The organism is Crossiella cryophila (genome assembly GCF_014204915.1).
Classification (GTDB): Bacteria; Actinomycetota; Actinomycetes; order Mycobacteriales; family Pseudonocardiaceae; genus Crossiella; species Crossiella cryophila.
Window position 1 is genome coordinate 7,514,156 of the sequence record NZ_JACHMH010000001.1, and the last position, 25,651, is coordinate 7,539,806.

The 25,651-nt window shown below is 71.6% G+C and carries 17 protein-coding genes; 6 read left to right on the forward strand and 11 right to left on the reverse strand.

Annotation, left to right across the window (positions count from 1 at the left end; translation table 11 throughout):
* Position 1 precedes the first annotated feature (1 nt).
* From HNR67_RS32180 to HNR67_RS32190, 3 genes are all read right to left on the reverse strand, one after another.
* On the reverse strand, positions 2-3,733 hold the full coding sequence (locus HNR67_RS32180; RefSeq protein ID WP_312988490.1) for an nSTAND1 domain-containing NTPase: 3,732 nt from the start codon (positions 3,731-3,733) through the stop codon (positions 2-4).
* Positions 3,734-3,822: 89 nt separating this feature from the next.
* Positions 3,823-5,343 carry a hypothetical protein gene (locus tag HNR67_RS32185; protein WP_185005942.1) on the reverse strand — a complete coding sequence of 507 codons (1,521 nt, stop codon included), beginning with the start codon at positions 5,341-5,343 and terminating at the stop codon, positions 3,823-3,825.
* 16 nt (positions 5,344-5,359) lie between these two features.
* Positions 5,360-6,184 (reverse strand): SDR family oxidoreductase, encoded by an 825-nt coding sequence (locus HNR67_RS32190; protein WP_185005944.1) that lies wholly within the window; start codon positions 6,182-6,184, stop codon positions 5,360-5,362.
* A gap of 189 nt (positions 6,185-6,373) precedes the next feature.
* Between HNR67_RS32190 and HNR67_RS32195 the strand changes: the two genes are divergently transcribed.
* Positions 6,374-10,192 carry an AAA family ATPase gene (locus tag HNR67_RS32195; RefSeq protein ID WP_185005946.1) on the forward strand — a complete coding sequence of 1,273 codons (3,819 nt, stop codon included), beginning with the start codon at positions 6,374-6,376 and terminating at the stop codon, positions 10,190-10,192.
* A 51-nt stretch (positions 10,193-10,243) separates the two neighbouring features.
* Here the strand turns inward: HNR67_RS32195 and HNR67_RS32200 are convergent, their stop codons facing one another.
* Both HNR67_RS32200 and HNR67_RS32205 read right to left on the reverse strand, forming a co-directional pair.
* Entirely contained in the window at positions 10,244-11,401 is a 1,158-nt protein-coding gene (locus HNR67_RS32200; protein ID WP_312988491.1) for an epoxide hydrolase family protein, read from the reverse strand.
* Entirely contained in the window at positions 11,398-12,225 is an 828-nt protein-coding gene (locus HNR67_RS32205) for an NAD(P)H-binding protein (protein ID WP_185005950.1), read from the reverse strand. Before HNR67_RS32205 ends, HNR67_RS32200 begins: the two co-directional genes overlap by 4 nt.
* Before the next feature lie 347 nt (positions 12,226-12,572).
* Between HNR67_RS32205 and HNR67_RS32210 the strand changes: the two genes are divergently transcribed.
* Positions 12,573-12,779: a hypothetical protein gene (locus tag HNR67_RS32210; protein ID WP_185005952.1), complete on the forward strand. Its 207-nt coding sequence runs from the start codon at positions 12,573-12,575 to the stop codon at positions 12,777-12,779.
* Between the two features lie 185 nt (positions 12,780-12,964).
* On the opposite strand, the gene HNR67_RS32215 is transcribed toward HNR67_RS32210, so the two are convergent.
* Together HNR67_RS32215 and HNR67_RS32220 are read right to left on the reverse strand one after the other, a co-directional pair.
* Positions 12,965-13,864, reverse strand: a complete 900-nt coding sequence (locus tag HNR67_RS32215; protein WP_185005954.1) for a hypothetical protein — start codon at positions 13,862-13,864, stop codon at positions 12,965-12,967.
* 5 nt (positions 13,865-13,869) lie between these two features.
* Complete coding sequence (locus HNR67_RS32220; protein ID WP_407645151.1) at positions 13,870-14,391, reverse strand: SigE family RNA polymerase sigma factor; 522 nt, start codon at positions 14,389-14,391, stop codon at positions 13,870-13,872.
* 142 nt (positions 14,392-14,533) lie between these two features.
* Here HNR67_RS32220 and HNR67_RS32225 point away from each other — a divergent pair, with 142 nt between their 5' ends.
* Complete coding sequence (locus tag HNR67_RS32225) at positions 14,534-18,193, forward strand: S8 family serine peptidase (RefSeq protein WP_185005956.1); 3,660 nt, start codon at positions 14,534-14,536, stop codon at positions 18,191-18,193.
* A 42-nt stretch (positions 18,194-18,235) separates the two neighbouring features.
* Here HNR67_RS32225 and HNR67_RS32230 read toward each other — a convergent pair whose 3' ends face one another.
* Positions 18,236-18,913 (reverse strand): TetR/AcrR family transcriptional regulator, encoded by a 678-nt coding sequence (locus HNR67_RS32230; RefSeq protein WP_185005958.1) that lies wholly within the window; start codon positions 18,911-18,913, stop codon positions 18,236-18,238.
* A 13-nt stretch (positions 18,914-18,926) separates the two neighbouring features.
* Positions 18,927-20,240, reverse strand: coding sequence for a carboxylesterase/lipase family protein (locus HNR67_RS32235; protein ID WP_185005960.1), 1,314 nt, complete (start codon positions 20,238-20,240; stop codon positions 18,927-18,929).
* 84 nt (positions 20,241-20,324) lie between these two features.
* Here HNR67_RS32235 and HNR67_RS32240 point away from each other — a divergent pair, with 84 nt between their 5' ends.
* Entirely contained in the window at positions 20,325-21,110 is a 786-nt protein-coding gene (locus HNR67_RS32240) for an acetoacetate decarboxylase family protein (RefSeq protein WP_185005962.1), read from the forward strand.
* On the opposite strand, the gene HNR67_RS32245 is transcribed toward HNR67_RS32240, so the two are convergent.
* Complete coding sequence (locus tag HNR67_RS32245) at positions 21,053-21,763, reverse strand: gamma-glutamyl-gamma-aminobutyrate hydrolase family protein (RefSeq protein WP_185005964.1); 711 nt, start codon at positions 21,761-21,763, stop codon at positions 21,053-21,055. The genes HNR67_RS32240 and HNR67_RS32245 overlap by 58 nt on opposite strands.
* The gene (locus tag HNR67_RS32250) at positions 21,760-23,223 is read right to left on the reverse strand and encodes an aldehyde dehydrogenase family protein (RefSeq protein WP_312988493.1); all 1,464 of its coding nucleotides are present in this window, start codon (positions 23,221-23,223) and stop codon (positions 21,760-21,762) included. Before HNR67_RS32250 ends, HNR67_RS32245 begins: the two co-directional genes overlap by 4 nt.
* Positions 23,224-23,299: 76 nt before the next feature.
* Between HNR67_RS32250 and HNR67_RS32255 the strand changes: the two genes are divergently transcribed.
* The gene (locus tag HNR67_RS32255) at positions 23,300-24,763 is read left to right on the forward strand and encodes an aldehyde dehydrogenase (protein ID WP_185005968.1); all 1,464 of its coding nucleotides are present in this window, start codon (positions 23,300-23,302) and stop codon (positions 24,761-24,763) included.
* Complete coding sequence (locus HNR67_RS32260; protein WP_185005969.1) at positions 24,756-25,649, forward strand: DODA-type extradiol aromatic ring-opening family dioxygenase; 894 nt, start codon at positions 24,756-24,758, stop codon at positions 25,647-25,649. Before HNR67_RS32255 ends, HNR67_RS32260 begins: the two co-directional genes overlap by 8 nt.
* Positions 25,650-25,651: the final 2 nt, after the last annotated feature.

The window sequence follows — 25,651 nt, forward strand, 5'->3', positions numbered from 1 at the left end:
ATCACCCCGGGCAGGGTGGCTCGAAGTCCAGTCCCGGCAGGTACTTCTCCCACTGCTGCTCGGTGATCCGCGGATAGGCCATCGCGCAGATCCGGGCCGCCGCGCGCTCGGTGTCGATGTCCCAGATCCGCAGTGTGCGGTCGGCGCTCACGCTGGCCACCTTGCTGCCGTCCGGGCTGAACTGGGCCTGGTAGACGGTGTTGCTGTGGCCGCTGAGGGTGGCGAACTCGGCGGGCTTGGCCGGATCGGCCACGTTGTGCAGCCGGATGAGCCCCTCGTTGCCCGCCACCGCCAGGGTGCGGCCGTCCGGGCTGAAGGCCACCGACTGCACGGTCGAGCCGCTGTCGCCGATCTCGGCCAGCACGCTGGCGCGGGCCGGTTCGGTGATATCCCATATCTGCAGCCGGTGATCGTTGCCGAAGGTCACCAGGTTCTTGCTGTTCGGGCTGAACACCGCCCCGGTCGCGCCGCCGGGGTGATCGCGCAGCGAGGCGACCTCCCTGGGCGCGGTGCGGTCGGTGAGGTCCCACAGCCGGACCGTGCCGTCGAGTCCGGCCGAGGCCAGCAGCTTGCCGTCCGGGCTGAAGTTGACATCCAGCACGTCCCCGTTGTGCTCGACCAGCATGATCGGCTTGCCGGGCTTGGCCGGATCCTTCAGGTCCCACAGGCCGATCCGGTTGTCCCAGCTGGAGGTCGCCACCAGGGTGCCGTCGGGGTGCACGGCCACCGTGTCCACCGCGTTCTCGTGCCCGACCAGCGAGGACAGCAGCTTCGGGCGCGCCGGATCGGCCAGGTCCCAGACCCGGACCGTGCGGTCCAGGCTCGCGGTGAACAGGTGCCTGCCGTCATTGCTGATCGCCACGCTGTCCACCGGGCTGCCGTGCTCGGGCAGCCTGGCCACCGGCTCAACCAGGTTGTCGTCGGTGATCTGCCAGATGGCCGGGATCCGGTCCGAGCCGCTGGTCACCACCAGCCTGCCGTTCGGGCTGTAGGCCATCGAGCTGATCGCGTCGCCGTGCTGCGGCAGGCCCTGGCGGCGCAGATCGGCCAGCTTCACCGTGCGGTCGTCGCTGCTGGTGGCCAGGGTGATGCCGTCAGGGCTGAACGAGGCGCGCCAGACCGCGTCGGTGTGCCCGCGCACCACGGCCAGCTCGCGCGGCTTGCGCGGGTCGGTGATGTCCCACAGCCGGGTGGAGGCATCGCCGCTGGTGCTGGCCAGCGCGGTGCCGCCGGGGGCGAAGGTGAGCGCGTGCACCGCCTGGGTGTGCCCGGCCATGGTGGACAGTTCCACCGGGCGGGCCGGATCCCGCACGTCCCACAGCTTGATCAGCCGGTCGGTGCCCGCGGTGGCCAGCACCCCGCCGTCCGCGCTGAACACGGTGTCCTGCACCCCGTCGGCGTGCCGTCCTGGGAAGGGGATCTCCCTGGGCCGCCGGGGATCGCTGATGTCCCAGAGCTTGACCAGCCCGTCCCAGCCCGCGGTGGCCAGCAGTGGGCGGACCGGGCTGTACCCGACCGCGTGGATCAGGTCGGTGTGCGCCTCGGTCACACTGAGCAGCTGGGGCCGATCCGGGTTGGCGATGTCCCAGATCCGCATGGTCTTGTCCACCGCGACGGTGACCAGCTGCTTCCCGTCGGGGCTGAAGTCGACGTCCTCGACGTTGCCGCTGTGCCCGGCGAGCAGGCCGAGTGCCCGCGGCCGGCGCGGATCACTGAGGTCCCACAGCCGGGCCGTGCGATCCAGCGCCGCGGTGGCCAGCATCCTGCCGTCCTTGCTCCACGCGGCGTTGTGCAGCCCGGCGTGATGCCCCTCCATGGTGGAGACCAGCTTGGGCCGGTGCCGGTCGCGGACATCCCACAGCCGCACCACCCGGTCATCGTCGGCGCCACCGATCACCAGCAGCGGCTCGGTGGGGTGGAACAGGGTGGCCGAGGTGGCCCGCGAGTGCGGACCGATGATGGTGGTGAAGGGTTCCGCCGAGGTGCTCAGCAGGCTGTCCGCGGACTCGCGTGCCGGATCGGCGCGGTAGGCGGCCAGCCGGAGCTGCCAGGACAGCGCCGGGTTGGTCGCCCGCAGCGCCTCGGCCTGCACCACCGCCTTCTGCACCAGCGCGCTGGTGCGCTGGGCCGAGGTGCGCTGCTCGGCCCACACCGCGAACCCGGTGGCAGTGCCGGTCAGCAGCAGCAACGTGGTCAGCAGCGCGACCAGCTGGCGCAGCCGCCGGTCCCGGTGCCGCTGGACCAGCTCCTCCTTGTCCTCCGCCGCGGTGCTGGCGGCCAGGAAGTCCTGCTCACCGCGGTTGAGCACCCGGTCAGGCCCGCGCCGGGCCCAGTCGGTGGCCAGCGCCAGCTGCGCGCCGCGGTAGAGCGCGCCGGGGTCGCGGTCCAGCCGCACCCACTCCTCGGCGGCCTCGCCAAGGCGGCGCGCGGTGCGCAGGCCGTCCCGGTCCTCGGTCAGCCATTCCCGCAGTCTGGGCCAGCAGCGGATGATCGCCTCGTGCGCGAGGTCGGCGTGGTCCTGGTTGAGGGTGAGCAACCTGGCCTGCGCCAGGCGTTCCAGCACCACGGTCAGCTCGGGTTCGCCGGTGTCCAGCTCGGTCCTGGCCACCCGGCGCTTGGTGTCCTCGGTGCCCTCGCCGAGTTCGATCAGCCGCAGGAACACCTGCCGGGCCAGGTCCTGCTGGGAGTCGGTGAAGCTGTCGTAGACGCTCTCCGCGGTCTGCCCGATCGCGCCCTCGATGCCGCCGCTGGCCTCGTAGCCTGCCAGGGTGAGGGTGTTGCCGCGGCGGCGGCGCCAGGTCTCCACCAGCGCGTGCGATAGCAGCGGCAGCACGCCGGGCTGCCCGGACGCCTCGCTGACCAGCCGGGTGACCAGCGCGGTCTCCACCGCGCAGCCCGCGTTGACCGCCGGGCGGGTGATCGCCTGCCGGAGCTGTTCCACCGACATCGGCGCGGCCAGGATCTGCCCGTCCTGCAGGGCCTCGGCCAGTTCGGGATAGCGGGCGCAATGCGCGTAGAAGTCGGCGCGCAGGCCGATGACCACCTTGACCCGGCCGTCGGTGGTGGCCGCGGCCGAGGTCAGCGCGGTGACGAAACGCTGCCGCTCAGCCGGGTCGTGGCAGCGGGTGAACAGCTCCTCGAACTGGTCCACCACCAGCACCAGCTCGGCGTCGAGGGGCCGGGACCCGTCGAGCAGGAACTCGACCTCGTCCATCGGGTGCGGTCCAGGGGTGAGCAGCACGCCGTGTTCCAGCCGCGGCAGCACCCCCGCGCGCAGCACCGAGGACTTGCCGGAGCCGGATGCGCCGACGACCACCACCAGCGCCCGCACCGCGAGCAGCTCCAGCACCTGGTTGACCAGTACTTCCCGGCCGAAGAACCGATCGGCGTCACCGGGTCCGTAGGCGGTGAGCCCGACGTAGGGCGCGTTCAGCTCCTCGGCGGCGAGCCCGGCGAGCGCGTCCTGGTCGATCTCCTTGGCCAGCTCCCGCCAGCGGGCCTCCCACTCGGCCTCCTCGCCGCCGCAGGCGCGCACATAGGCCAGGGTCACCGCCAGACTGGGCAGTTTGCGCCCGCGCGCTGCCTCGGAGAGCGTGCTCACCGAGTAGTGCACCAGCCGGGCGAGGTCCCGATAGGACGGATTCCCCGCCTTCTCCCGCAACCGCCGCAGTTCGAAGGCGAACCGCTGCAATTCTCCTGCGTCCGGATCCACTGGCAGCTCTGGCCGCGGCACCTACCGTCCTTCCTGTGACCCCTCAGCAATCGCCCATCCTAGGGGCCGATCGCCGTCACAACTGTGCGACCGGTCAGGGGAGGATGGGATCACTGCCCCGGAGCCCACTCCGGCGGCAGCTGGTGCGAGCAGGTCGGCGCCCCGGCGGCACGGGCCCTGCGCTGCTCCGGGTAGTCCCCCGCGAGCTGTGCGAGTGGGACGGTGGCCAGTTCCAGCACCACGTCCCCAGCAGCCAGAACCTGTTGCCGCAGACGGGAATGGTCGATCGCGCCGGCGCCGAAGGAAGGCGCCCAGAGCGACCACGGCCCGGAGATCATCGCCGTGGTCGGGATGAGGTGACGGTGAAAATGGCTGCCGATCCCGCCGAAGGAACACTGCGGCGGGACCCGGACCGGATCAGGTTTGTCGATGCCCGCCAGCACTGTTACGCGATCCAGCTCACGCCGGGACAGGGCCCGCCCGGCCGCCTCGGTCAGTCGCGGACTGCCCGCGAACCAGGCGGCCTGCTCCGCAGCTCCACTGTGGACCAACTCCCGGCCGGGCCCGCCCGCGCGCGGCACCGGCAGCACCTCCCGCGTGCCCAGGTGTTCCAGCACGAAGGCGAAGGCCACGCTGCCCGCGTCGTACTCGGCGTCGAGCACCCTGGCCCGCCGCTCGCTGCCTTCGGCCGAGCGATGCAGGTGCGCCGAGGCGAACACGAACTCCAGCGTCCGGCTCCGGCACCGCGCGGGCAGCCGCGCGAAGTACTCCGCCAGCGCCAGCAACCCGGCCACCCCGTTGTCCTGCACCCAGGTGTTGCCGTCGGTGTTGGTGTCGAACACGATCCGTTCCGCGCTGCGACCCGGCAACGTGGCGATCAGGTTGCGCGTGGTGACCGCCCGCCGCTGTGCGGCCACACTCACCCGCGCCGCCCCACCCACCGCCGCGACCTGCTTGAGCCGCACCCCCTCGTCGACCCCCACGAACACCCCCGGCACCCGGAAATGCGTCCCCGGATGCGGTTCCCAGTACCCCCGGACCTGCTCCAGGGGAAAGTCGAAGACGACCACCAGCCCTGCCACGCCCGCGATCCCCGCGTCGATCAGATCCCGCTCCAGCGCGGGTTCGGCCAGGTACCCCCGATCCACCTCGGGGAAGTCCCGCAGCACGATCTTGCCCCGCGCGTTGCCCGCGGTGATCCGCTCCGCGCCCGGCAGGTACACCAGCGGCCCCTCGGCCGAACCCGGCTCGCTGTAGGGAATCGCCCCCGCCACCGGCAGCGTTCCCAGCCCGGTCAACGCGAGTCCGCCCGCCGCCGCCAGGTCGTTCCGCCGAGGCTGCCAGCCCAGCAGCGGAAACTCCTCCGACCGCACCACCATCCCCGGCAGCCGCCGGACCCGCCGCTCCACCCAGTCGACGGTCGCGCGATGCGCCGCGCTACCGGTGCCCCGCAACCCGAAACCGGCCATCGTGGCGGTCCAGTCCCGCAACGCGCCGACGTCGGCGAGGCTCCGCTCGTCCACCACCGCCGGACATTCCCCCGGCCCGGCCGCCCCCACTGGCGCGAGTCCCGCCGCCAGCACCGTCAGCGCCGCGACCAGCGCGCCCAGCCGAGTCCGCCTGCGTGCCACCACCGCACCTCCCAGCTCAGCTCCGCCGAGCGCGACGCACCTTGCGGTCGATCAGGTACCGGACCAGCGGCGGGCAGACACTGGCCAGGTAGGTCAGCAACCGAGCCTGCCGGTCCGGGACGATGGTGACGGTCCGCCGCTCGATCCCGCGCACGATCGCCCTGGCCACCGCCTCGGCGGTCATCGGCCGCACGGTACCGCTGATCGCGTGCGTCTCGGCGGGTTTGAACTGGTTCTCATACGCCAGCTGCGGCGTGTCCACGTCAGGCGGGTACACGCAGCCCACGTGCACCCCGTGCGGCCGCAACTCGGTGCCCAGCGTCTCCAGCAGCCCGCGCACCGCGAACTTGGCCGGGGCGTAGGCGGTGTACCCGAAGATCCCGATCATCCCCAGCATCGAGGACACCCCGACGATCGACCCCGACCCCCGCCGCACCATCTCCGGCACCACCGCCCGGATCGGCCACAGCGTGCCGAAGTAGTCGATGTCCACGGTCTCCCGGAAAACCTCGTCCGCCAGCTCGCCGAAATGCCCAGGCCGGGCGATCCCCGCACAGGTGATCAGGACATCGCACGGACCGAACTCGGCCCCCGCCAGCTCAATCGCCCGCCGCACGCCCACCTGGTCGCTGACGTCGACCGGCACCGCCAGCGCCCGCGCGCCCAGTGCCCGCAACTCCGCGACCGCCGCGTCCAATCGCGCCGGCGTCCGCGCCAGCAAGGACAACCGCGCTCCCCTGGCGGCCAGCAGCCGGGCGGTGGCCAGTCCGATACCGCTGGAACCACCGGTGATCACCACATGCCCGCCGTCGAACGACCGCGCGCCCCCAGCCCTACCCACGACCACATCCCCTCAAGGTCAGCGAAGGCCCAGCCATGGGACGACGCCAGGACAGCCCGGCCGAGTGAACTAGGTCCCCGCGTCGCTGACAACGTCCGAGAAGGCAGACCTGATCGTCCGTCCAGGGTCGGGCGCCGAGGGGCTCGAGTGCGCTTGTCGGGGCGCGCCGGAATACTGCGAGGGGTGTTCGTGCCAGAACTGCTCGGTCGCACCGAAGCCATCGCCACCCTGCGAGCCGCCGTGGGCCGTGGTGGTTTCGTGCTGGTCACCGGCGAGGCGGGGATCGGCAAGACCAGCCTGGTCACCGCCGTGTCCGCGCAGACCGACGCCCTGGTGCTCACCGGAGCCTGCTGGGGCGACGCCGGCGTGCCCGACCGCTGGCCCTGGGTGCAGATCACCCGAGCGCTGCGCGCCGCCGCCACCCCAGCCGAATGGTCCTCCGCGGCCCCCACCCTGGAAGCCCTGCTCGGCGAACGCGAACCAGCCGAGTTCCCCCTGGCCGACGCCCTCACCGAACTGCTGACCACCCTGGCCGCCCGCCGCCCGGTCCTGCTGGTGCTGGAAGACCTGCACTGGGCCGACACGGCCTCGGTGACCCTGCTCGAATTCATCGTCCAGCACACCCGCCACAGCACCCTGGTCATCGTCGCCACCTACCGCGACGGCGAGGTCAACGACCCCGGCCACCCCCTGGCCGCCACCCTGCCCGCGTTGTCCGCCAAGGCAATCCAACTCCCCCTGGGCGGCCTGGACGAACAGGCGGTTGGCGAACTCATCATCCGCACCACCGGCATGACCCCGGACACGGACCTGGTGACCCACATCCACCACCGCACCGCGGGAAACCCCTTCTTCGTAGAACAAACCGCCCGCCTCTGGCAGGGCGGCAGCCCCCTGGACACCCTGGACCCAGGCATCAGCGCCCTGCTGCACCGCAGACTTTCCCGCCTCCCGGAACAGGTCGTGGACCTGCTCGGCACCGTGGCGATCCTGGGCCACACCGCCCACCGAGACCTACTGACCGCCCTGCACCCCACTGCCCCGGTACCCCGCCTGCTCGACCAGGCCCAGGCAGCCCGCCTGATCCGCCCCGACGGCAACCACATCCGCTTCCAGCACGACCTACTCCGCGACACAGTCCGCAATGGACTGTCCACCCCAGCCACCCGCCACGCCGCGGTGGTCAACGCCGCCACCAACCCGGCCCTGGCCGCCCTGCTGCTGCCGGCCGAACTGGCCCACCACGCCCACCACGGCGCCGCGGCCCTCCCAGCGGCCGAAGTCCTGCGCCACCAACTCACCGCCGCCGAAGAAGCCACCGCCCGCTTCGCCTTCGACGAAGCAGCCCGCCACTACCGCCACGCCCTGCTCCACCTCCCCAACCCCACCCTCGCCCCGCCGCAAACCACGCACACCCACCCCACCCCAGCCCACATCGACCCAGCCCACACCTCGCCGACCAGCCCCGCTCGCGCTCACCCCGTCACGCACGACTCCGCTCCGCCCCACCCCGCTCACAGCCACCCCGCGCCGCCCGACCCCGCCCACCCACAGACCCGCCCTGCCCAGTCCCACTCCCTCCAGACCGACCCTGCTCAGCCCCACACCACCCAGCCCCACGCCGCTCCTCCCCTGCCGTCACGCCCCCACGGTCAGCTCCTGCGGGCCCGTATCCAGCTGCATCTCGGCGAGTCCGCCCACCTCGCGGGTGACCGGGCCACCGCCCGCGCCGCCTTCAGTGCCGCCATGGCCACCGCCCGCGACCTGAACAACCCCGAACTCCTGGCCCGCACCGCCCTGACCCTGTTCTGGCTGAGCCGCCAGGACCGCGCCGATCCCGAGCACCTGGTCTTCATCCGGGACGTGCACACCCGGCTGGTCCCGGACGCCCCCGCCGACCACGACCAGACCGGCAACGACCTCAGCCGCCACGCCGCCAACCTGGCCCGCCAGGTCGGCGATGACAGTTCCCTGCGCTTCGCCCTGCTGGCCCGCCTGGGTTCCCTCTGGGCGATGGGCACCGCCCAGGCCCGCGCCGAGCTGACGGTCGAACTCCTGGACCTGGCCCGCCGAACCCAGGACGCCAACCTGACCTTCGAGGCCACCGCCTGGCGTGCCAGCGCCCTGCTGGAACTGGGCGACCCCGCCCATCAGGCCGCGCACCAGGCAGTCCAGGTCATGGCCGCCCGCACCAACCTCCCGGTCCACCGCCACGAGGCCGAGGTCAGCGGCGCCCTGCTGGCCACCCTGCGCGGCGAGTTCGCCGCCGCCCGCGCCCAGGCCGACAAGGCCAGGGACACCGGCGACCAGCCCTACTTCAGCGCCCACGACCTCTGGACCCTGCAACGCACCGCCATCGCCCTGCGCCAGGGCCGCCCCGAGGAACTGCTCCGCATCCTGTCCCACCGCGATCCCCACTTCCTGCCCCTGCTGGACGCGGTGCTCGCCACCCACCACGGCGACCTGGACACCGCCACCCGCCTCCTGGCCGAGGAGGGCACCCCGTCCCGCTGGTTCAAGGCCCTCTGGCTCCGCCTGCGCACCGAAACCGCCATCCTGTCCGCCAACCCGACCCAGATCGCCGCCATCCGCGCCGACCTGCTCCCCTACGCCGACCAGTGGGCGATCACCGGCACCGTGGTGGTCGAGGGCCCCGTCCGAGGCTGGCTGGCCGCCCTGGACGCCGCCGAGGGCAACTGGCCGTCCGCCATCAGCGGCTACACCGCGGTAATCAAAGCCGCCACCCACCTCAACGCCCACCCCTGGGTCGCCGAGGCCCGCGCCCGGCTCGCGCAGGTCCTGCTGGCCAGGGACGCCGCGGATGAGACGGGCCGGGCGTTGCTCGCGGTGGCGGAGGAGGAGGCCGCGCGGATGGGAATGGTGCTTCCCGCGCAACCGGCGCTGCCTGGACTGGCGATGTCGCCTACGCCGGCGGTGTTGCCCGCACCAGCGGTGTTGCCCGCGCCCGCACAGGTGGTGCCGCCTGCACAGGTGGTGCCGCCCGTTCAGGCGATGGCGGCCAACCTCGATTGGCCGCCCGCGGGGTCCGGTGGCCAGCAGGCTTCGCCTCTGCCCGCGACCGAGCACGGACCAACCACACCACCAGCCCCATCTCCGGACGGTGGCCCAGCCACTCCGGTCACGGTGCCAAGCAGCAACCCAGCCGCCGCGGCCGCACTGCCGGGCAGCAACCCAACCACTGCGATCACGCTGCCGGACAGCAGTCCCACCACTCCGGCCACGTCGCCGGGCGGTCGCCCCATCGCACCGCACGCGCCCGGTCCTGGATCGTCGGCTTCGCCAGTCGCGCCCCGCACTGACCAGTCCCCGGCGCCAGGCCCAACGGAGGTCCGGCACCCCGCCGCACCCGGCACCAGCAGCTCCACCAACGACCAGACCGCTCCCCCTGCCACCCCGGGAGAACAGTCCGTCGGCGTGTCGGCTGTGGCTTCTGTCGATGCCTCGCTGGGGGAGAACGTGTTCCGGTCCGAGGGCGGGGTGTGGACGCTCAGCTTCGGTGGCCGAACCGTTCATCTCGCGGATACCAAGGGACTTCGGGATCTGCATTTCTTGCTGGGTGCGCCGGATGGGGAGGCGTCCGCGGTGCGGTTGCTGGCGCCGGAGGGTGGCGAGGTGGTGGCCGCGGCTCGCGGTTTTGGTGGGGATGCCGTGCTTGATGACGCGGCCAAGGCGGCCTATCGGCGTCGGCTGGTGGCGTTGGAGGAGGAGATCGAGGATGCCGTGGATGATCGGCGGGCCATGGCGCTGGATCGGGAACGCCAGGCGTTGATCGACGAGCTGCGCGCGGCCACCGGTCTGCTGGGACGGTCCCGCCGCCTGGGTGATGAGGCGGAACGCGCGCGCAAGGCCGTGACCAACCGCATTCGGGACACGCTGCGCCGCTTGGACACCCGGCATCCGGAGCTGGCCCGGCATCTCCGGGAGGCCGTGTTCACCGGCGCCACCTGCCGGTATCGGCCGGTGACGCCGGTCAGGTGGCGGCTGTGACGGTGAGACGGCGGCGGTGCCGGTCCGCCCGGATTGCCGAGTACGCCCGGCTTACGGCCGGAGCAGGCTGCGGAAGAAGTCGCGCACATCCGCGGTGAACAGCTCCGGCGCCTCCATGGCGAAGAAGTGACCGCCGCGGTCGTACTCGGTCCAGCGGACGATGTTGTGGTCTCGTTCGGCGAACCGGCGGACGGTGACATCCATCGGCCCCACCAGTACCCCGGTCGGCACACCACTGGACGTGGTGCTGTTCCCGGAGTCCTGCTCGGACCAGGCGGCCGCGGTGATGCTCTCGTAGTAGATCTGGGCGGCCGATCCCGCGGTGCCGGTCAGCCAGTAGAGGCTGATGTCGGTCAGCATCCGGTCTCGGGAGATGGCCTCCTCCGGCAGTCCTTTCTCCGGGAAGGTCAGTTCCTTGAACTTCTCCATGATCCAGGCCAGCTGCCCCGCTGGAGAGTCGTGCAGGGCATAGGCCAGGGTCTGCGGGCGCTGGGACTGGACCTGGAGGTAGCCGTCGTTGAAGTTCTGCATCCTCGCCCAGCGATCCGCGTCCGGCTCGCTCAGCTCGTCCAGCTCGCCTTCGACGCCGATCGGGAACGACATCAGCGCGTTCACGTGCACGCCGACGACCCGGTCCGGGACCAGCCGCCCCATGTCCGGCCCGACCCACGAACCCGTGTCGCCGCCCTGCACCCCGTATCGCTGGTAGCCCAGCCGGGCCATCAGCTCGACCATCGCGGCCGCCATCCTCCTGCTGTTCCAGCCGGGTTCGGCCAGCGGAGAGGAGAAGGCGAAGCCGGGCAGGGACGGGATCACCAGGTGGAAGGCGTCAGCCGGGTCGCCGCCGTGGGCGGCTGGATCGGTCAGCGGACCGATGACGTCCTGGAACTCCACGAACGAGCCTGGCCAGCCGTGAAGCAGGATCAGCGGGGTCGCGCCGGGCTCGGCGGAGGTGACGTGCAGGAAGTGCACGGTCTGCCCGTCGATCTCCGTGCTGAACTGCGGGAACTCGTTGAGTGCCGCCTCCTGCGCGCGCCAGTCGTAGGTGGTGCGCCAGTACTCGACCAGCGCACGCAGGTAGTCCGGCGGCACGCCACGGCTCCAGCCGACCCCGGGTAACGCGTCCGGCCAGCGGGTGGCCGCCAGCCGGACGCGCAGGTCGACCAGATCCACCTCGGGGATGGAGATCCGGAACGGGGAGATCGTCACTGACTTCCCTTGTCGGGCCGGAACAGGTCGGCGTTCTCGGTGGCCCACTGGGCGAAGGTCAGCGCGGGCCGCCCGACGACCTCACCGACGGTGGGCACCGGGTGCTTGCCGATGTCCGGCGGGTTCGCCCCCAGCTCGACCGCGAAGTCGATGTAGTCGGAGTCCATGCCCGCCGCGGCCATCCCGGCCCGCAGCTCCTCCTCGGTCTGCTGCACGACCTTGATCTCGTGCCCGGTCGCCGCGGACAGTAAGGCGATCCGCTCGGCCGCGGTGAGCGCCTCGGGCCCGGTCAGCAGGTAGCTCTGGCCCGCGTGCCCGTCCTGGGTGAGGGCGGCCACCGCGACCGCGGCGATGTCGGCCTCGTGCACGGCCGCGCTCGGCGCGTTGCCGAACACCCGGACCAGGCCCTCGGTGCGGATCTCCTCGGCCCACTCGGTGGCATTGGCCATGAACTCCACCGGCCGCAGCCAGGTCCACCCCAGGTCGCTGGCGGAGAGCGCCTGCTCGACGCTGGTCTCCTCCCAGCCACCGAGCACGCTGACCCGCTGGACGCCGGCCCGCGCCGCCAGTGCCACCAGCTCGTGTCCGGTATCCACCGTCCCGTGCCCGGCCACGGTGATCATGTGCAGACCGGTGACACCCTCCAGCGCGGGCTCCACGCTCGCCGGGTTGCTCAGATCGCCACGGGCCAGCTCGACCTCGGCGGGCAGCCCAGCCTGCTCCGGGTTCCGAGTCAGCGCCCGCACCCGGTGCCCCCCGGCCAGCAGCTGCCGCACCACCTGTCGGCCCACCGTGCCAGTCGCCCCAGCCACCAGGATCGTCATTCTTCGCCACCTCTTCGCATCACCACGCCGACCGTCGACGCTCACCCCGAAGGCGCCAGGGCAGATCTAGCGATTGCTAGGCGTGGGCCGCGGAAGCGGTAGTCGGGATCTAGCGGGCGTGGTCGGGGTGGCGGTCGCGATTCGGCGTTGATCACCCCTGGTGCGGTGTTGGCGCGAGCTGACCGGCGGGCGGGTGACGCGACGGGGTGGGCGGCCCGGCCCGGAATCGCCTGGCTGACCTGCCTGAACTGCCCAGGCGGTGACCTCGCCGAAGTCTTGGACACCGTCCGGGAGCCGAGCCCGGCTGCGGAACTAGCAGAAGCCAGATGGGATCTGGCAGGTGCTAGATGGGACCTGGCGCCTTCGGGTTGAGGCGTGGCGGCCAGTGGTCGGACAGAACCGTATCGAGCAGAACGGAACAGGAGTGGACATGGATTCGCAGCAAGGGCTGCACCTATCGCTACCGCGAGGACGAGCGGGAACTGCTCGGTGGCGACACCGTGCTGGTCCCTGACGGCCTGGTGCGACGGCTCGCCCGCGAGGCGGTCGCGTAGCGAGGATCAGCACTGCGGGTCTGGCGTGGACTGGCGCCCCAGATCCTGGGTGGCCTTGAGACCGACCTCGACTTGCGCTACCTGCACGGACCCAGCCAGGCAGCGGCGTTTGGGTAGGCGACGGCGCTTGGGCAGGTAACGGTGTTAGGGCAGGCGGCGGCGCTTGGGCAGGCGGGGACGCTTGGTCAAGGGGCTGGGTACAGCGTCAGTTCCGGAGCGGTGGCTGCGGTGATCAGGTTCTCCAAGGTGATTGGTGGGGTAGGGCGTTCCGGGATTACCGGGGGGTCCTTGTCATCATTCGTGGGGGGTCTGACGTACTTCAGCTCGTGGGCGGTGTTCGAGGTGTACATCTCGACCCTGGTGCCGAGGTGATGGACCTCGACGCCGTAGCTGATCACGCCAGGGCCCAGGTCGTTGCCGGTGCGCACGAGGATGGTCTCGCCCCGGGGGCCCTTGCGTACCTCGCAGAACGGGATGCGGAGCTTGGTGGAGTTCGCGCAGGTCCTGACCAGTTGTTCGGTGTAGTTCTCGATGGTCAGGCCGATGGTCACCGACACTCTGCCGGTGCCCTTGGTATCCGTGACGTCCAGTGGGAGCTGGTAGTAGAGCGAGGAGGCTTGGCTGAAGCTGAAGACATCGGTGGCCGCGCCCTCCGCCGGGATATGCAGGGCTGGGGTTGGCTTGGGGCGGGCGAGCTTCGCGCCCGCGGGCAGTTTGGGGAGCAGGACCTCGGACAGCACACAGGTGAGGCGCTTCTCGGCGTGTTGGGTGGGTTCGGCCGGGATCATCCGGTTCTCCTTGAACCGCTCCTCCCAGCGTGGCTGGGGCGGGCCCCAGTCCTTGCCGGGAGTGCCGCACCGGCTCGCGGGGGCGACCCCGTTGCCGACCCCGAAAATCCCGGGCAGCGTCGCGGCGGCCAATGCGATCACGGCCACCCCGGCCACCGTCGCGGTGGCGGCGGCGATCAGTCTGCGCCGCCGCGAGCGGCGGGCGGCGGCGAGGGTTTTCTGGAAATCCAGGTGCAGTGGCGGTTCGCCGGTGAACACGTAGGCGCGCAGCTCCTCGCGCAGGGTCTGGTCTTCCACGTCCTTCACTCCTCCGTCACCGCGGCCAGGGCCGACTCCGCGAGGGCCGATTCGGCGAGTCCCGCGCGCAGGGCCGCGACGCCGCGGGCCGTCTGGCTCTTGACCGTGCCCTGGGCGACCTTGAGCAGGTGCGCGACCTCGGCGATCGGCAGGTCTTCCAGATACCGCAACACCACCATCGCCCGTTGCTGGGGTGGCAATCCAGCCAGTTCGGTGGCCAGGTCGAGCCGGACGTCGCTGTCGTGGGTTGGTGGCGTCGGGCGGTCCGGCACGTCCGCGACACTGTGTTCCCTGCCCTTGGCGCGGGTTCCGCTGAGGAAGACGTTGATCAGCACCCGGCGGGCGTAGGCGTCGACGGTCTCCTTGCGGATCTTGCGCCAGGCCCGGTACAGCCGGATGAAGGTGGCCTGCACCAGGTCCTCGGCCAGGTGCCAGTCGCCGCACATCGCGTAGGCGAGCCGCCGGAGCGAGGGAGCACGCGCGCTGAAGTACTCGGCGTAGTCCCGCTCCCAGGCTGGGATGGCCACATTCGCTCCTAGTCTTCCGGCTGCCCGTACTACCCACCGGAACCCTTGAAAGGTTCAGTCGATCCGCCGCGAACTTTTCCGGGCCCCGCTGGAGTAGTTCTGTACGTCCGCTGAGGGTCAGCGGACGTCAGGGAGGGACTCGATGCGGAAACGCAGACAGTCGGCAGGGGTGGTCGCGGGCATCGCGCTGCTGGTCAGCGCGGGTGTGCCGGGCCTGGCGGGCACGGCGGTGGCCGGGGAGGCGCCGGAGCGGCTCACCGGATCGGCGGCGGCAGAGTGGCCGATGGAAGCGGCGGACCGGGCGGCGGCGGCGAAGCCGACGGAACGGGCGGGGGAACAGACACCGGAGCAGTACGAGAGACGGGCGGCGGGGCTGGCCGCGGGACTGGCGGCGGAGCAGCTGACAGGGCTGGCGACGAGTCGGACGGGGCAGCAGCCGAGGGATCGGTCCGCCGAACAGGCGGCGGGACGAGTCGCGGAGTGGCCCGCGGAACAGGCGGCGGGACGAGTCGCGGAGTGGCCCGCGGAACAGGCGGCGGGACGAGTCGCGGAGTGGCCCGCGGAACAGGCGGCGGGACGGGTGGCTGAGCGGCCCGTGGAACTGGTGGCGGGACAGCCAACTGAACGCCGGTCGGTGACGCTGATCAGCGGGGACCAGGTGGTGCTCGAACCCAACGGTGAACCGCGTGAGGTGCGCCGGGGGCCCGGTCGGGAGCAGATGTCCTTCAGCGTGCAGCGGCGGTTTGGGCGGCACCACGTCATCCCCGCCGACGCGCGAGCGCTGCTGGCCGAGGGCAAACTCGACCAGCGGCTCTTCGATGTGACCGCGCTGGCGGAGTTCGGCTACACCGACGACAAGCGGCCCGACCTGCCGCTGATCCTCGGCTACCAGGGCAACGGGCCGCGGGCCAAGGCGCGCGGCTTGCCTGGGGTCGCGGGGGTTACCGTCCACAGTGAACTGGCCAGTGTCTCGGGGCTGGCCGTCGGGGTTGCCAAGCGGGACGCGGCCGCGCTGTGGGCCACGTTGACCGGGGGTATCGGCTTAGGTTCCGGGTTGGCCAAGGTCTGGTTGAACGGCAAGCGCAAACCGTTGCTGGACAAGAGCACCGCGCAGATCGGCGCACCTGCTGCCTGGCAGGCGGGGCATACCGGCAAGGGAGTCACGGTCGCGGTGTTGGACACCGGGATCGACTCCGGTCATCCGGATCTCACCGGGCGGGTGGCGGCGGCGAAGAACTTCACCGCGGAGGAGGCCAAGGACTTCGTCGGGCACGGCACGCACGTCGCCTCGATCCTGGCCGGGCACGGGGAGAAGTACCGGGGTGTCGCGCCGGAGGCCACGCTGGTCGACGGCAAGGTCTGCGATCGGGATGGGTGTGCCGAGGACGCGATCCTGCGTGGGATGGAGTGGGCCGCTGCCGAGCGGGCGGCCAAGGTGGTCAACTTCAGTGTTGGTGGGGATGACTCACCGGGGTTGGATCCGGTGGAGCAGGCCGTCAACACGCTCACCGAGCGGCACGGCACGTTGTTCGTGGCCGCCTCGGGCAACGACGGCGGCGGCGTGCCGGTGATGTCCCCGGCCAGCGCCGATGCCGCGCTCGCGGTGGGCGCGGTGGACCGCGATGACCAGCTGGCCCACTTCTCCAACACCGGCCCCCGGGTCGGTGACGGGGCGATCAAGCCCGACCTCACCGCGCCCGGCGTGGACATCGTCGCGGCGCGGTCCCAGCACAGCGGGGGCAAGCCGGAGGACCGCCACATCGCCAAGTCCGGCACCTCGATGGCCACCCCGCACGTGGCCGGTGCGGCCGCGATCCTGGCCGGTCAGCACCCGGACTGGACCGCGGACCGGCTCAAGTCCGTGCTGATGGCCTCGGCCAGGCCGAACCCGGAGCGGACCGTGTTCGAGCAGGGTGCGGGCCGGGTCGACGTGGCGGCCGCGGTGGCCACCTCGGTCACCTCCGCGCCGACCGCGCTGAACCTGGGGATCCAGCACTCCCCGCACCACGATGACGAGCCTGTGGTGCGCACCGTGACCTACCACAACGCCGGGTCCACGCCGGTGACGCTGACCCCCGGGTTCGAGGTGCGCGGTCCGGGTGGCGTCCAGCCGCCCGCGGGCATGTTCACCGTCTCACCCGCGACCGTCACCGCGCCGCCCGGCGGGTCCGCGCAGGTGACGATCACCGCGGACACCCGCACCGGCGGTCCGGACGGCCAGTACACCGGACGTCTGGTGGCCAAGGCCGGTGCGCTGAGCGTGCAGACACCGTTGGTGATCGAGCAGGAGATCGCCAGCTACGACCTCACGATCGTGCACCGGGACCGCACCGGCGTGAACACCGCCAAGCACTCCACCCACGTGGTGTTCCTGTCCGACAACGACTCTCGCTCGCCGACCAGCACGGACGGCGTGGTGAAGGTCAGGTTGCCCAAGGGCCAGTACTACGTCGAGGCCATGATCGAGAGTCCGGCGAGTGGGCCAGCTGCCAGGGACATCGCGCTGCTCGCCCAGCCCACCGTCGACCTCACCGGCGACACCACGGTGGTCCTGGACGCGGCCATCAGCAAGCCGGTGAAGGTGACCGTGCCGCCCGGTGACGCGAAGCTGGTGCACGCCGAGATCGCCACCGCCCGCACCACCAAGCGGTGGCCGTGGTGGAACGCCTGGACCGGGCCGACCTTCGACGGTGTGCACACCGGGCACGTCGGGCCGCCCGCCGCGGCGACGGAGTTCTCCATGAACGTGCACGGCCAGTGGGCGGAGCCGGAAACGCCGGAGCGGGGTGAGCGGGCTCCGTACTTCTATTCCCTGTCCTGGCAGGAGAACGGCCGCATGCCCACCGGCTTCACCCGGAAGGTCGACCACTCCGGGCTGGCCAGGTTCGAGGCGAACTACCGGGCCACCGGCGACGGACAGGCGGCCAAGGCGATGCTGTGGGAGGTGCTGCCCAACGGCAGGCACACCCTGGGGCCGAACCTGATCATCCCGTTGCCGCACAAGCGGATCGAGTACCGCAACGCGGAGTTCCAGACACTCGACTACCTCGACGTGATCCGGGCGGACAACCCGACCGGCTATCCGCTGTACAGCCTGCAGACCGGGATCACCCGCCACCGGGCCCAGAACTACGTCACGACCTGGAATGGCGCGCCGTTCTCCCTCGCCTACCGCTGGTACTCATCGGCGACCCGGCAGGGCGACGACCTCAGGATCAGCATCTACCCGCACAGCGATCAGGAAGGGCATGAGGGCTACGAACCCTCGGGACTCCAGCGGGCCACCCTGTACCGGGACGGCAAGGAGTTCGGCGAAGGGCATTCGATCGGCAACGTCCGGATGCAGCTTCCGCCCTCGGCCGGGAACTACCGGTTGGAGAGCGAGCAGAACGGTGCGGGCATCAACGGGTTCTCCACCAAGGTGCTGAGCACGTGGAACTTCCGTTCCGAGCACGTGCCGGGCACGGAGAAGGCCAAGCTGCCGCTGCACCTGATCCGGTTCGCGCCGAGACTGGACGAGTACAACCGGGCGCCTGCGGACCGGGATTTCCTCATCCCGGTGCGGGTGGAGCAGCAGCCGGGCGCCCCGGCCCGGACCATCCGCCAGTTGACGACCGAGGTCTCCTACGACGACGGGGTCACCTGGACGGTTGCCGAGAAGGTCTTCGGACATGACGGGCACGCCCTCGTCCGGGTCCGGCACCCCCGCGGAGACGGGTTCGTCTCGTTGCGGGCCAAGGCCGTCGACAATGCCGGGGACTCGATCGAGCAGACCAACGTCCGGGCCTACCGCCTGGGCTGAGCACTGAACGCGGGGGTGGCCTGCTGGTCCGGCCACCCCCGTTCAGGCCTGCGCGGACAGCCCGATGAGCTGGTTGGTCAGCCCCTGCACGAGGCCGGCCCGGAACATCTCCGGGGCAGGCGGCACCCGCATCTCGGCCATCACCTGGGCGACCTCCGCGGTCGGGTTGGCATACGGCCACATGCCGCCGGTGATGATGAACACCGAGGCGGCGAAGTGCATGGCCGCGGCGTCGTCGAGCTGGGGCAGGGTGGCGCGGACCTGGGCGGCCAGGCGGAGGGTGTGCTGGGTGGCGTCGCGTTTGAAGGTGCGGGCGAACTCCACGGTGATGTTGCGTTCCAGCACCGCGGCCATGCCGCTGATCAGTTCGCACAGCCGGGGGCGGGCGATCAGGCTGCGGGCGATCTCCCCCGCCACCGCGGTCTCCACGCCGAACCGGCCGGTGGCGGACTGCGCGGCCCTCGGCAGTTCCTGGTCCAGCTCGTCCAGCCACGCGGCCCACTGGCTGTCCAGGATTTCCAGGTAGATGGCCTCGCGGCTGTCGAAATACCGCAGCACGTTGGACTTGGCCAGGCCGACCCGGTCGCTCAGTTCGCGCAGGCTGATCTCGGCCAGCGGGCGTTCGGCGAGCATGGTCGTGGCGGCGTCCAGGATCGCGGCGCGGCGGGCCTGGACCTGTTCGGGCCGCCGCGCGCGCTGGAAGTCACCGGGCGTGGTCATACCTTCCAGGATATCAGCCCGGCGGTCTGATAGGTGCGGGTGCGGGCAGGGTCACGAGTTCTGCGGGTACGTCGAAGGCCATGGCCTGGCGGTCGGTCAGGGTGTAGCCGGGCCAGCCGGGATCGCCGGTGCGGACGAAGTCGATCCACGCGGTCTGCGCGGCCTCGACCAGTTCGGCCTGCTGCTCCGGGGTGCCCGCGAGCAGCGGCGAACCGGCGAAGGCGGGCAGGGTGCCGAAGACGTAGGGCAGTTCGGCGCAGTGGTAGACGCCGTTGTCATCCGGCCAGCGCCACCAGAAGAACGGGACCGGTCTGCCGACCTCGGCGCGGTGTTCGGCCAGCCGGAAGCTGCCGGTGACGAAGTGCGCGGCGAAGGCGTCCGGCGGGATGTGCGGCGGCAGGCCGTCCACCCGCTCGCCCGCGGTGCAGCCGATCATCAGGTCCAGGTGGTCCAGGCCGCCCGCGATGGCCGCCGCGCCCGGAGCCGTGGTCAGCACCCGGCCGTCGACGTAGGGGATGAAGGTCGGACCGCCGGGGGCGATCGTGCGCCATTCCCTGGCGGCTTCGAGTTGCGCGGCCAGGACCTGGTCGGTGGAGAGCGCGCGCAGGGCGGCCAGGTCGCCGTCGGGGATGCCGGCCGCGGTGCGGAACAGGTCGGCGGTGAGGATGGCGCGCTCCTCGTGACCGGTGTCCACGTCGAACGGGGTGCTCTGCAGGATCGCCCGCCGGAACAGACCGGCGGCACGCGGCAGGGTGGCCAGGGCGAGGATCGAGTAGGCGCCAGCGGACTGGCCGGCGACGGTGACCTGGGCCGGGTCGCCGCCGAAGGCGCCGATGTTGTCCCGGACCCACTCCAGCGCGGCGAGCTGGTCCTGGAGGCCGAAGTTGCCCTCGCCCTCGGGCGTGCGCAGGTAGCCGAGCGCGCCGAGGCGATAGTTGACGCCGACCACCACCACACCGCGGCGGGCGAGGTGCTCGCCGGCGTAGCAGGCGGCCGAGGCCGAGCCGATCTGGAACAGGCCGCCGTGCAGCCAGACCAGCACCGGCAGCCCCTCGGCGTGCTCGGGCGCCCACACGTTGACGGTGAGGCAGTCCTCGCCGAAGCCGGGCACCGCCTTGGGCACCAGCCTGCTCGGCGCCGGGTCCTGCACCGCGGCCAGGCCGGGCGCGGTGGCGTCCCGGACACCGGTCCACGGCCGCACCGACGCGGGTGCGGCGAAACGCAGCTCGCCGACCGGCGGGGCGGCGTACGGGATGCCGAGGTGGGCGCGGACGCCGCTGGTCAGGACGCCGCGCAGGGCGCCGCTGGTGATCGACACCGTGGTCATGGCCGCATTCTCGCGCATCCCGCGCACCGGGGCCGCTCATTTACCACCGTTGTGTCGTTTGGTCCCAAACGATATAACGAGGGTATGCAGGGATTCCTCTACCCGCGGACGCCGAGCGGCCGGGCCGCGCTGGTGCCGCCGCCGCCGTGGCACTACTCCGGCGATCTGCTCACCGTGGAGTACCGCACCGATCCGGCCAAGGTCGCGGCCCTGCTCCCCGCGCCGCTGAACCCGGCGCCGGAGGATCCCGGTGCGGTGGCGGTGATCTGGGCGGACTGGCAGTCCTGTTCGGACAGTCGGGCCGAGCTGCTGGACCCGGTGCGCAGTCAGTACAAGGAATGCTTCGTGGTGGTGCGCTGCGAGTTCGGCGGGCGGATCTACTCGCGGTGCGTTTACATCTGGGTGGACAAGGACTTCGCCATCGCCCGCGGCCTGCACCAGGGCTATCCGAAGAAGCTCGGCAGCATCCACCAGACCCGCCCGCACCCGCACGGCCCCGCGCCGCGGATCGAGGCCGGGGCCCGGTTCGGCGCGACGCTGGCCGCGGCCGACCGGCGACTGGCCGAGGCCGTGGTGGAACTGGTGGAACCGGCGCAGCGCAACGGTTTTGTCAACGGCCACCCGATGGCGCACCACCGCTGGCTGCCCGGCATCGAACGCGGCACGCCGGACGCGCTGGCCCAGCTGATCGCCTCCGGCGCCGCCTCGGGCGAGGCCGGGCAGCCCTGGCGGGGCACCGCGGAGCTGCGGTTGTTCGAGGCCCCGACCGAGGAGCTGGCCGACCTCACCGTCGAGGAGCCGATCGGCGCCTACTACTGCCAGGTCGGCGCGACCTGGGACGGCGGCAGCGTGCTGGCCGAGCGGGTCTGACAGGCCGCGGCGAACTCGGCGAACAGGCGCTGCTGGGCCGGGTCGGTGTGCGCGGTGTCCTCCGGATGCCATTGCACGCCAAGGAACCAGCCGCGCGCCGAGACCGCGCGCACCGCCTCGATGGTGCGGTCCTTGGCGAAGGCGATCGGCGAGAGCCCCCGACCCAGGGTGGCGATCCGCTGGTGGTGGAAGCAGGACACCGTCATCGGGCCCTCACAGGTGGTGATGCCGTGCACCAGGTCGCGGTGCGCACCCGGTCCCATGTCCTGTTCCAGGGTGCCGCCCAGGGCCACGTTGACCACGTGCAGGCCGCGGCAGACCGCGAACAGCGGCCGTCCGGTTGCCAGCGCCCACTCGGCCACGGCCAGGTCGAACAGGTCCTGTTCGGCGTCCACGTCGTACACGGTGTCGCTGAGGATCCGCTGGCCGTAACAACCCGGGTCCAGATCACCGCCGCCGGGCAGCAGCACGCCGTCGGCGAACCCGAACCGCTGTTCCAGGTCATCCGGCGAATCCGGGTGCACGGCAAGGGGTTCCGCGCCCGCCCGCAGCACCGCGGCGGACAGCGCGCGGGCGGTGACCAGGGCGGCGTAGCGCAGCGCCGAGGCGCTCGCGGCGAAACGAGCGGGGATGATCACGCGCGGTCGGGTCATGGCAGTGCGATCCAGGTCGTGGTCAGGTCGGTGAACTTGTCCAGGGCGTGGTGGGATTTGTCGCGGCCGTGCCCGGAAAGTCCTATCCCACCGAACGGCACACTTTCGTCTCCTTCCTCATAACAGTTCACCCATACCGTGCCCGCGCGCAGCCGCCGGGACACCCGGTGCGCCACGCCGAGATCGGCCGTCCAGACCGCGGCGGCCAGGCCGTAGCCGGTGTCGTTGGCCAGTTCGACCGCCTGCTCCTCGGTGTCGAAGGTGAGCACGGAGAGCACCGGGCCGAAGACCTCCTCGCGCACGACCGGTTGGTCGGGACGGACGCCGGTGAGCACGGTCGGCGGGAAGTACAGGCCGTCCGGGGTACCGCCCAGGGCAAGTTCGGCGCCTTCACCGACCGCTTGGTCGACGTGGGCGCGGACCGCGTCCCGCTGCTTCGCGCTGACCAGCGGTCCCATCCGGGTGGTCGGGTCCAGTGGGTCGCCGGGGCGGTAGTCGGCGGCGCGTTCGGCGAGGCGGGCCAGGACCTCCTCGGCGATCGGGCGGTGCAGCAGCAGGCGGGAACCCGCGGTGCACATCTGGCCGGCGTTGAAGAAGATCGCCCAGGCGGCGGTGTCCGCGGCGGCGGCCAGGTCGGGGGCGTCGGCGAAGATCAGGTTCGGTGACTTGCCGCCGAGTTCGAGCCAGACCCGTTTGAGGTTGGAGTCGGCGGCGTAGCGCAGGAACTCCCGGCCGACGGCGGTGGAGCCGGTGAAGGTGAGCACGTCGACGCCGGGGTGGCGGCCCAGGGCGGCGCCGGTGACCGGGCCGGGGCCGTTGAGGATGCTGACCACGCCGTCCGGGAACCCGGCCTCGGCGATCAGCGAGGCCAGGTGCAGGGCGGATAGCGGGGACTGCTCGGCGGGTTTGAGCAGCACGGTGTTGCCCGCGGCCAGGGCTGGGGCGAGTTTCCAGGCGGCCATGGTCAGCGGGAAGTTCCACGGGGTCACCGCGGCCACCACCCCGGCCGGGCGGCGGGTGACCAGGGCCAGCGCACTCGGATCGGTGTCGGCGACCTCGCCCGGCTCCTTGCCGGCCAGCTCGGCGTACCAGCGGAAAGTCCTGGCCACCGCCGGGATCTCGATGTCCAGGGCCTCCCGGATCGGCTTGCCCATCTCCACCGAGATCAGCAGCGCGAGGGATTCGGCGTCCCGCTCGATGAGTTCCGCCAGCCGGAACAGGTAGGCTGCTCGCACCCTGGGCCCCGACCGGGACCAGCGCCCGAAGGCCGCGCGTGCCGCCAGCACGGCTCTGTCCACTTGGGACGCTCCTGCCGCGCCGACCTCGGCCACCAGCCCGTTCGCCCGCGGCGAGAACACCGGCAGCGACTGCTCCGCCTGGACGAACTCACCACCGAGGAACACCCCCGCCGGATGCCGCAACCCGCTGGCCCGTTCGATCCACCGATCCCGTGTCAGCACCGCGTCCTCCACCCTTGACCGGTCCGGCCGCACTCCGTACCGTTTGGACCCAAACGATATTCCGGGAGGCAGCGAAATGCCACAGCAGACCGGGCTCGCGGTGGACCCGGGACACTGGATCGGCGGCCGCAGGCAGCGCTCAGCGGCGAGGTTCACCGACCACTCCCCCATCGACGGCTCGCTGGTCGGCGAGTTCGACCGCGGCGGGGCCGAGCAGGTCGACGCGGCGGTGCAGGCCGCCCAGCAGGCTTTCCCCGGCTGGGCCAAGACCCCCAGGGCCGAACGGGCCAGGCTGCTACACGCCATCGCCGACGGCATCGAGGCCCGCCTGGACGAGCTGGCCGCGGCCGAGACCCTGGACAACGGCGCGCTGCTGCGCTCGCACCTGCGCGGGGTGATCCCCAGGGCCGCGCACAACTTCCGCTTCTTCGCCGACTGGCTGCTCGACGGCCTGCACCGGGACGACCTGGACACCCGCGGCCACCGCAACCGGATCAGCTGGGACCCGGCCGGGGTGTGCGCGCTGATCACCCCGTGGAACGCGCCGCTGATGCTGGCCACCTGGAAGATCGCGCCCGCGCTGGCCGCCGGGAACACCGTGGTGCACAAGCCGGCCGAGTGGTCCCCGGTCACCGCCTCGCTGCTGGCCGACATCACCGCCGAAGCCGGGCTGCCCCCCGGGGTGTTCAACGTGGTGCAGGGCCTGGGCGCGGAGGCCGGTGACGCGCTGACCCGGCACCCTGGCGTGCGGCGGATCAGCTTCACCGGCTCGGTGCCCACCGCGCGCACCATCGCGGCCAACGCGGCCGCCACGCTGACCCCGGTCTCGCTGGAGCTGGGCGGGAAATCGCCGCTGCTGGTCTTCGCCGACGCCGACCTGGACCTGGCCGTTGAGCTGGCGGTCGGCCAGTACGACAACGCCGGTCAGGTCTGCCTGTCCGCGGTCCGGCTGCTGGTCGCCGAGGAGATCCACGACGAGTTCCTGCACCGCTTCCTGGCCAAGGCGGGCCAGCTCAAGCAGGGCGATCCGCGACTGCCGGAGACCGACCTCGGCCCGCAGATCCACCGGCGGCAGTTCGACCGGATCGACGGCTTCGTCCAGCGCGCCTTGGCCGAGGGCGCGACCGCGTTGCTCGGCGGCGGCCCCAACACCGACCTCGGCGGCCTCTACTACCGGCCGACCCTGCTCACCGGCGCGGCGCCCGGCAGTGAGATCCTCACCGAGGAGGTCTTCGGTCCCGTCCTTACCCTGCAACGGTTCCGGACCGAGGAGGAGGCGGTGGCACTGGCCAACAACACCCGGTTCGGCCTGGCCGCGGCCGTGGTCACCGGTGATCCGGAACGCGCCGAGCGGGTCACCCACGAGCTGGTGGCCGGGACGGTGTGGGTGAACTGCTTCTTCGTGCGTGATCTGCGCGCGCCCTTCGGTGGCAGCCGCGAGTCCGGGATCGGGCGCGAGGGCGGCGACTGGAGCTTCGACTTCTTCTGCGATGTCAAGAACACCGTGTTCGCGCCGACCGGCTGGGGGAACCGTGGGTGAGGTGGTGGGCGCTGGCCTGCTCTCGCACGTGCCGACGATCATGCTGGACGAGAGCATCCGGCGGGAGTTGAACAACGGCAAGGACACCACGCTGGTCGCCGGGTTGCGGCGGCTGCGCGCCGAGGTCTTCGACGTGCTCGACTACGACACCGTGGTGGTGCTGGACTCGCACTGGGCGACCACGGTGGAGTTCGTGGTCACCGCGCAGGACCACCGCGCCGGACTGTTCACCTCCGAGGAACTGCCCCGCGGCATGTGCCGGATCCCGTACGACTTCCCCGGCGATCCCGAACTGGCACAGGCGATCGCGGCGCACGGCGAGTCCAGGGGCACCTGGATCACCCCGATCGCCGATCACTACCTGCCGATCTACTACGCCACCGTCAACCTGTGGCATTACCTTGGCGTGCCAGGAAAACGCTGGATCTCCATCGGGGTCTGCCAGACCGCCGACGAAGAGGACAACCTGCGGCTGGGCCGGGCACTGGCCGACGGCATCGCGGCCACCGACCGCAAGGTGCTGCTACTGGCCTCCGGCGCGCTCTCACACCGGTTCTGGCCACTGCGGCAACTCCGCGAGCACGAGGCATCCGGGGTCGAACACATCTTCACCCCGGAAGCGGCCAAGGCCGACCTGGAGCGCATCGACTGGTTCGGCGCCGGTGATCACGCCAGGGTGCTGGACACCATGGACGAGTTCCGGAAGTTCAAGCCGGAGGCGGGTTTCGCGCACTACCTGATGCTGGCCGGGGCACTCGGCGAGCACCGGTGGACCGCGCCCGGCAGGCTGTTCTCCGCCTACGAGAACGCCATCGGCACCGGACAGGTGCACGTCTGGTTCGACCGGCCTGCCAACGGCTGGACCGGCAGCGGGCAGGAAGGGTGAGC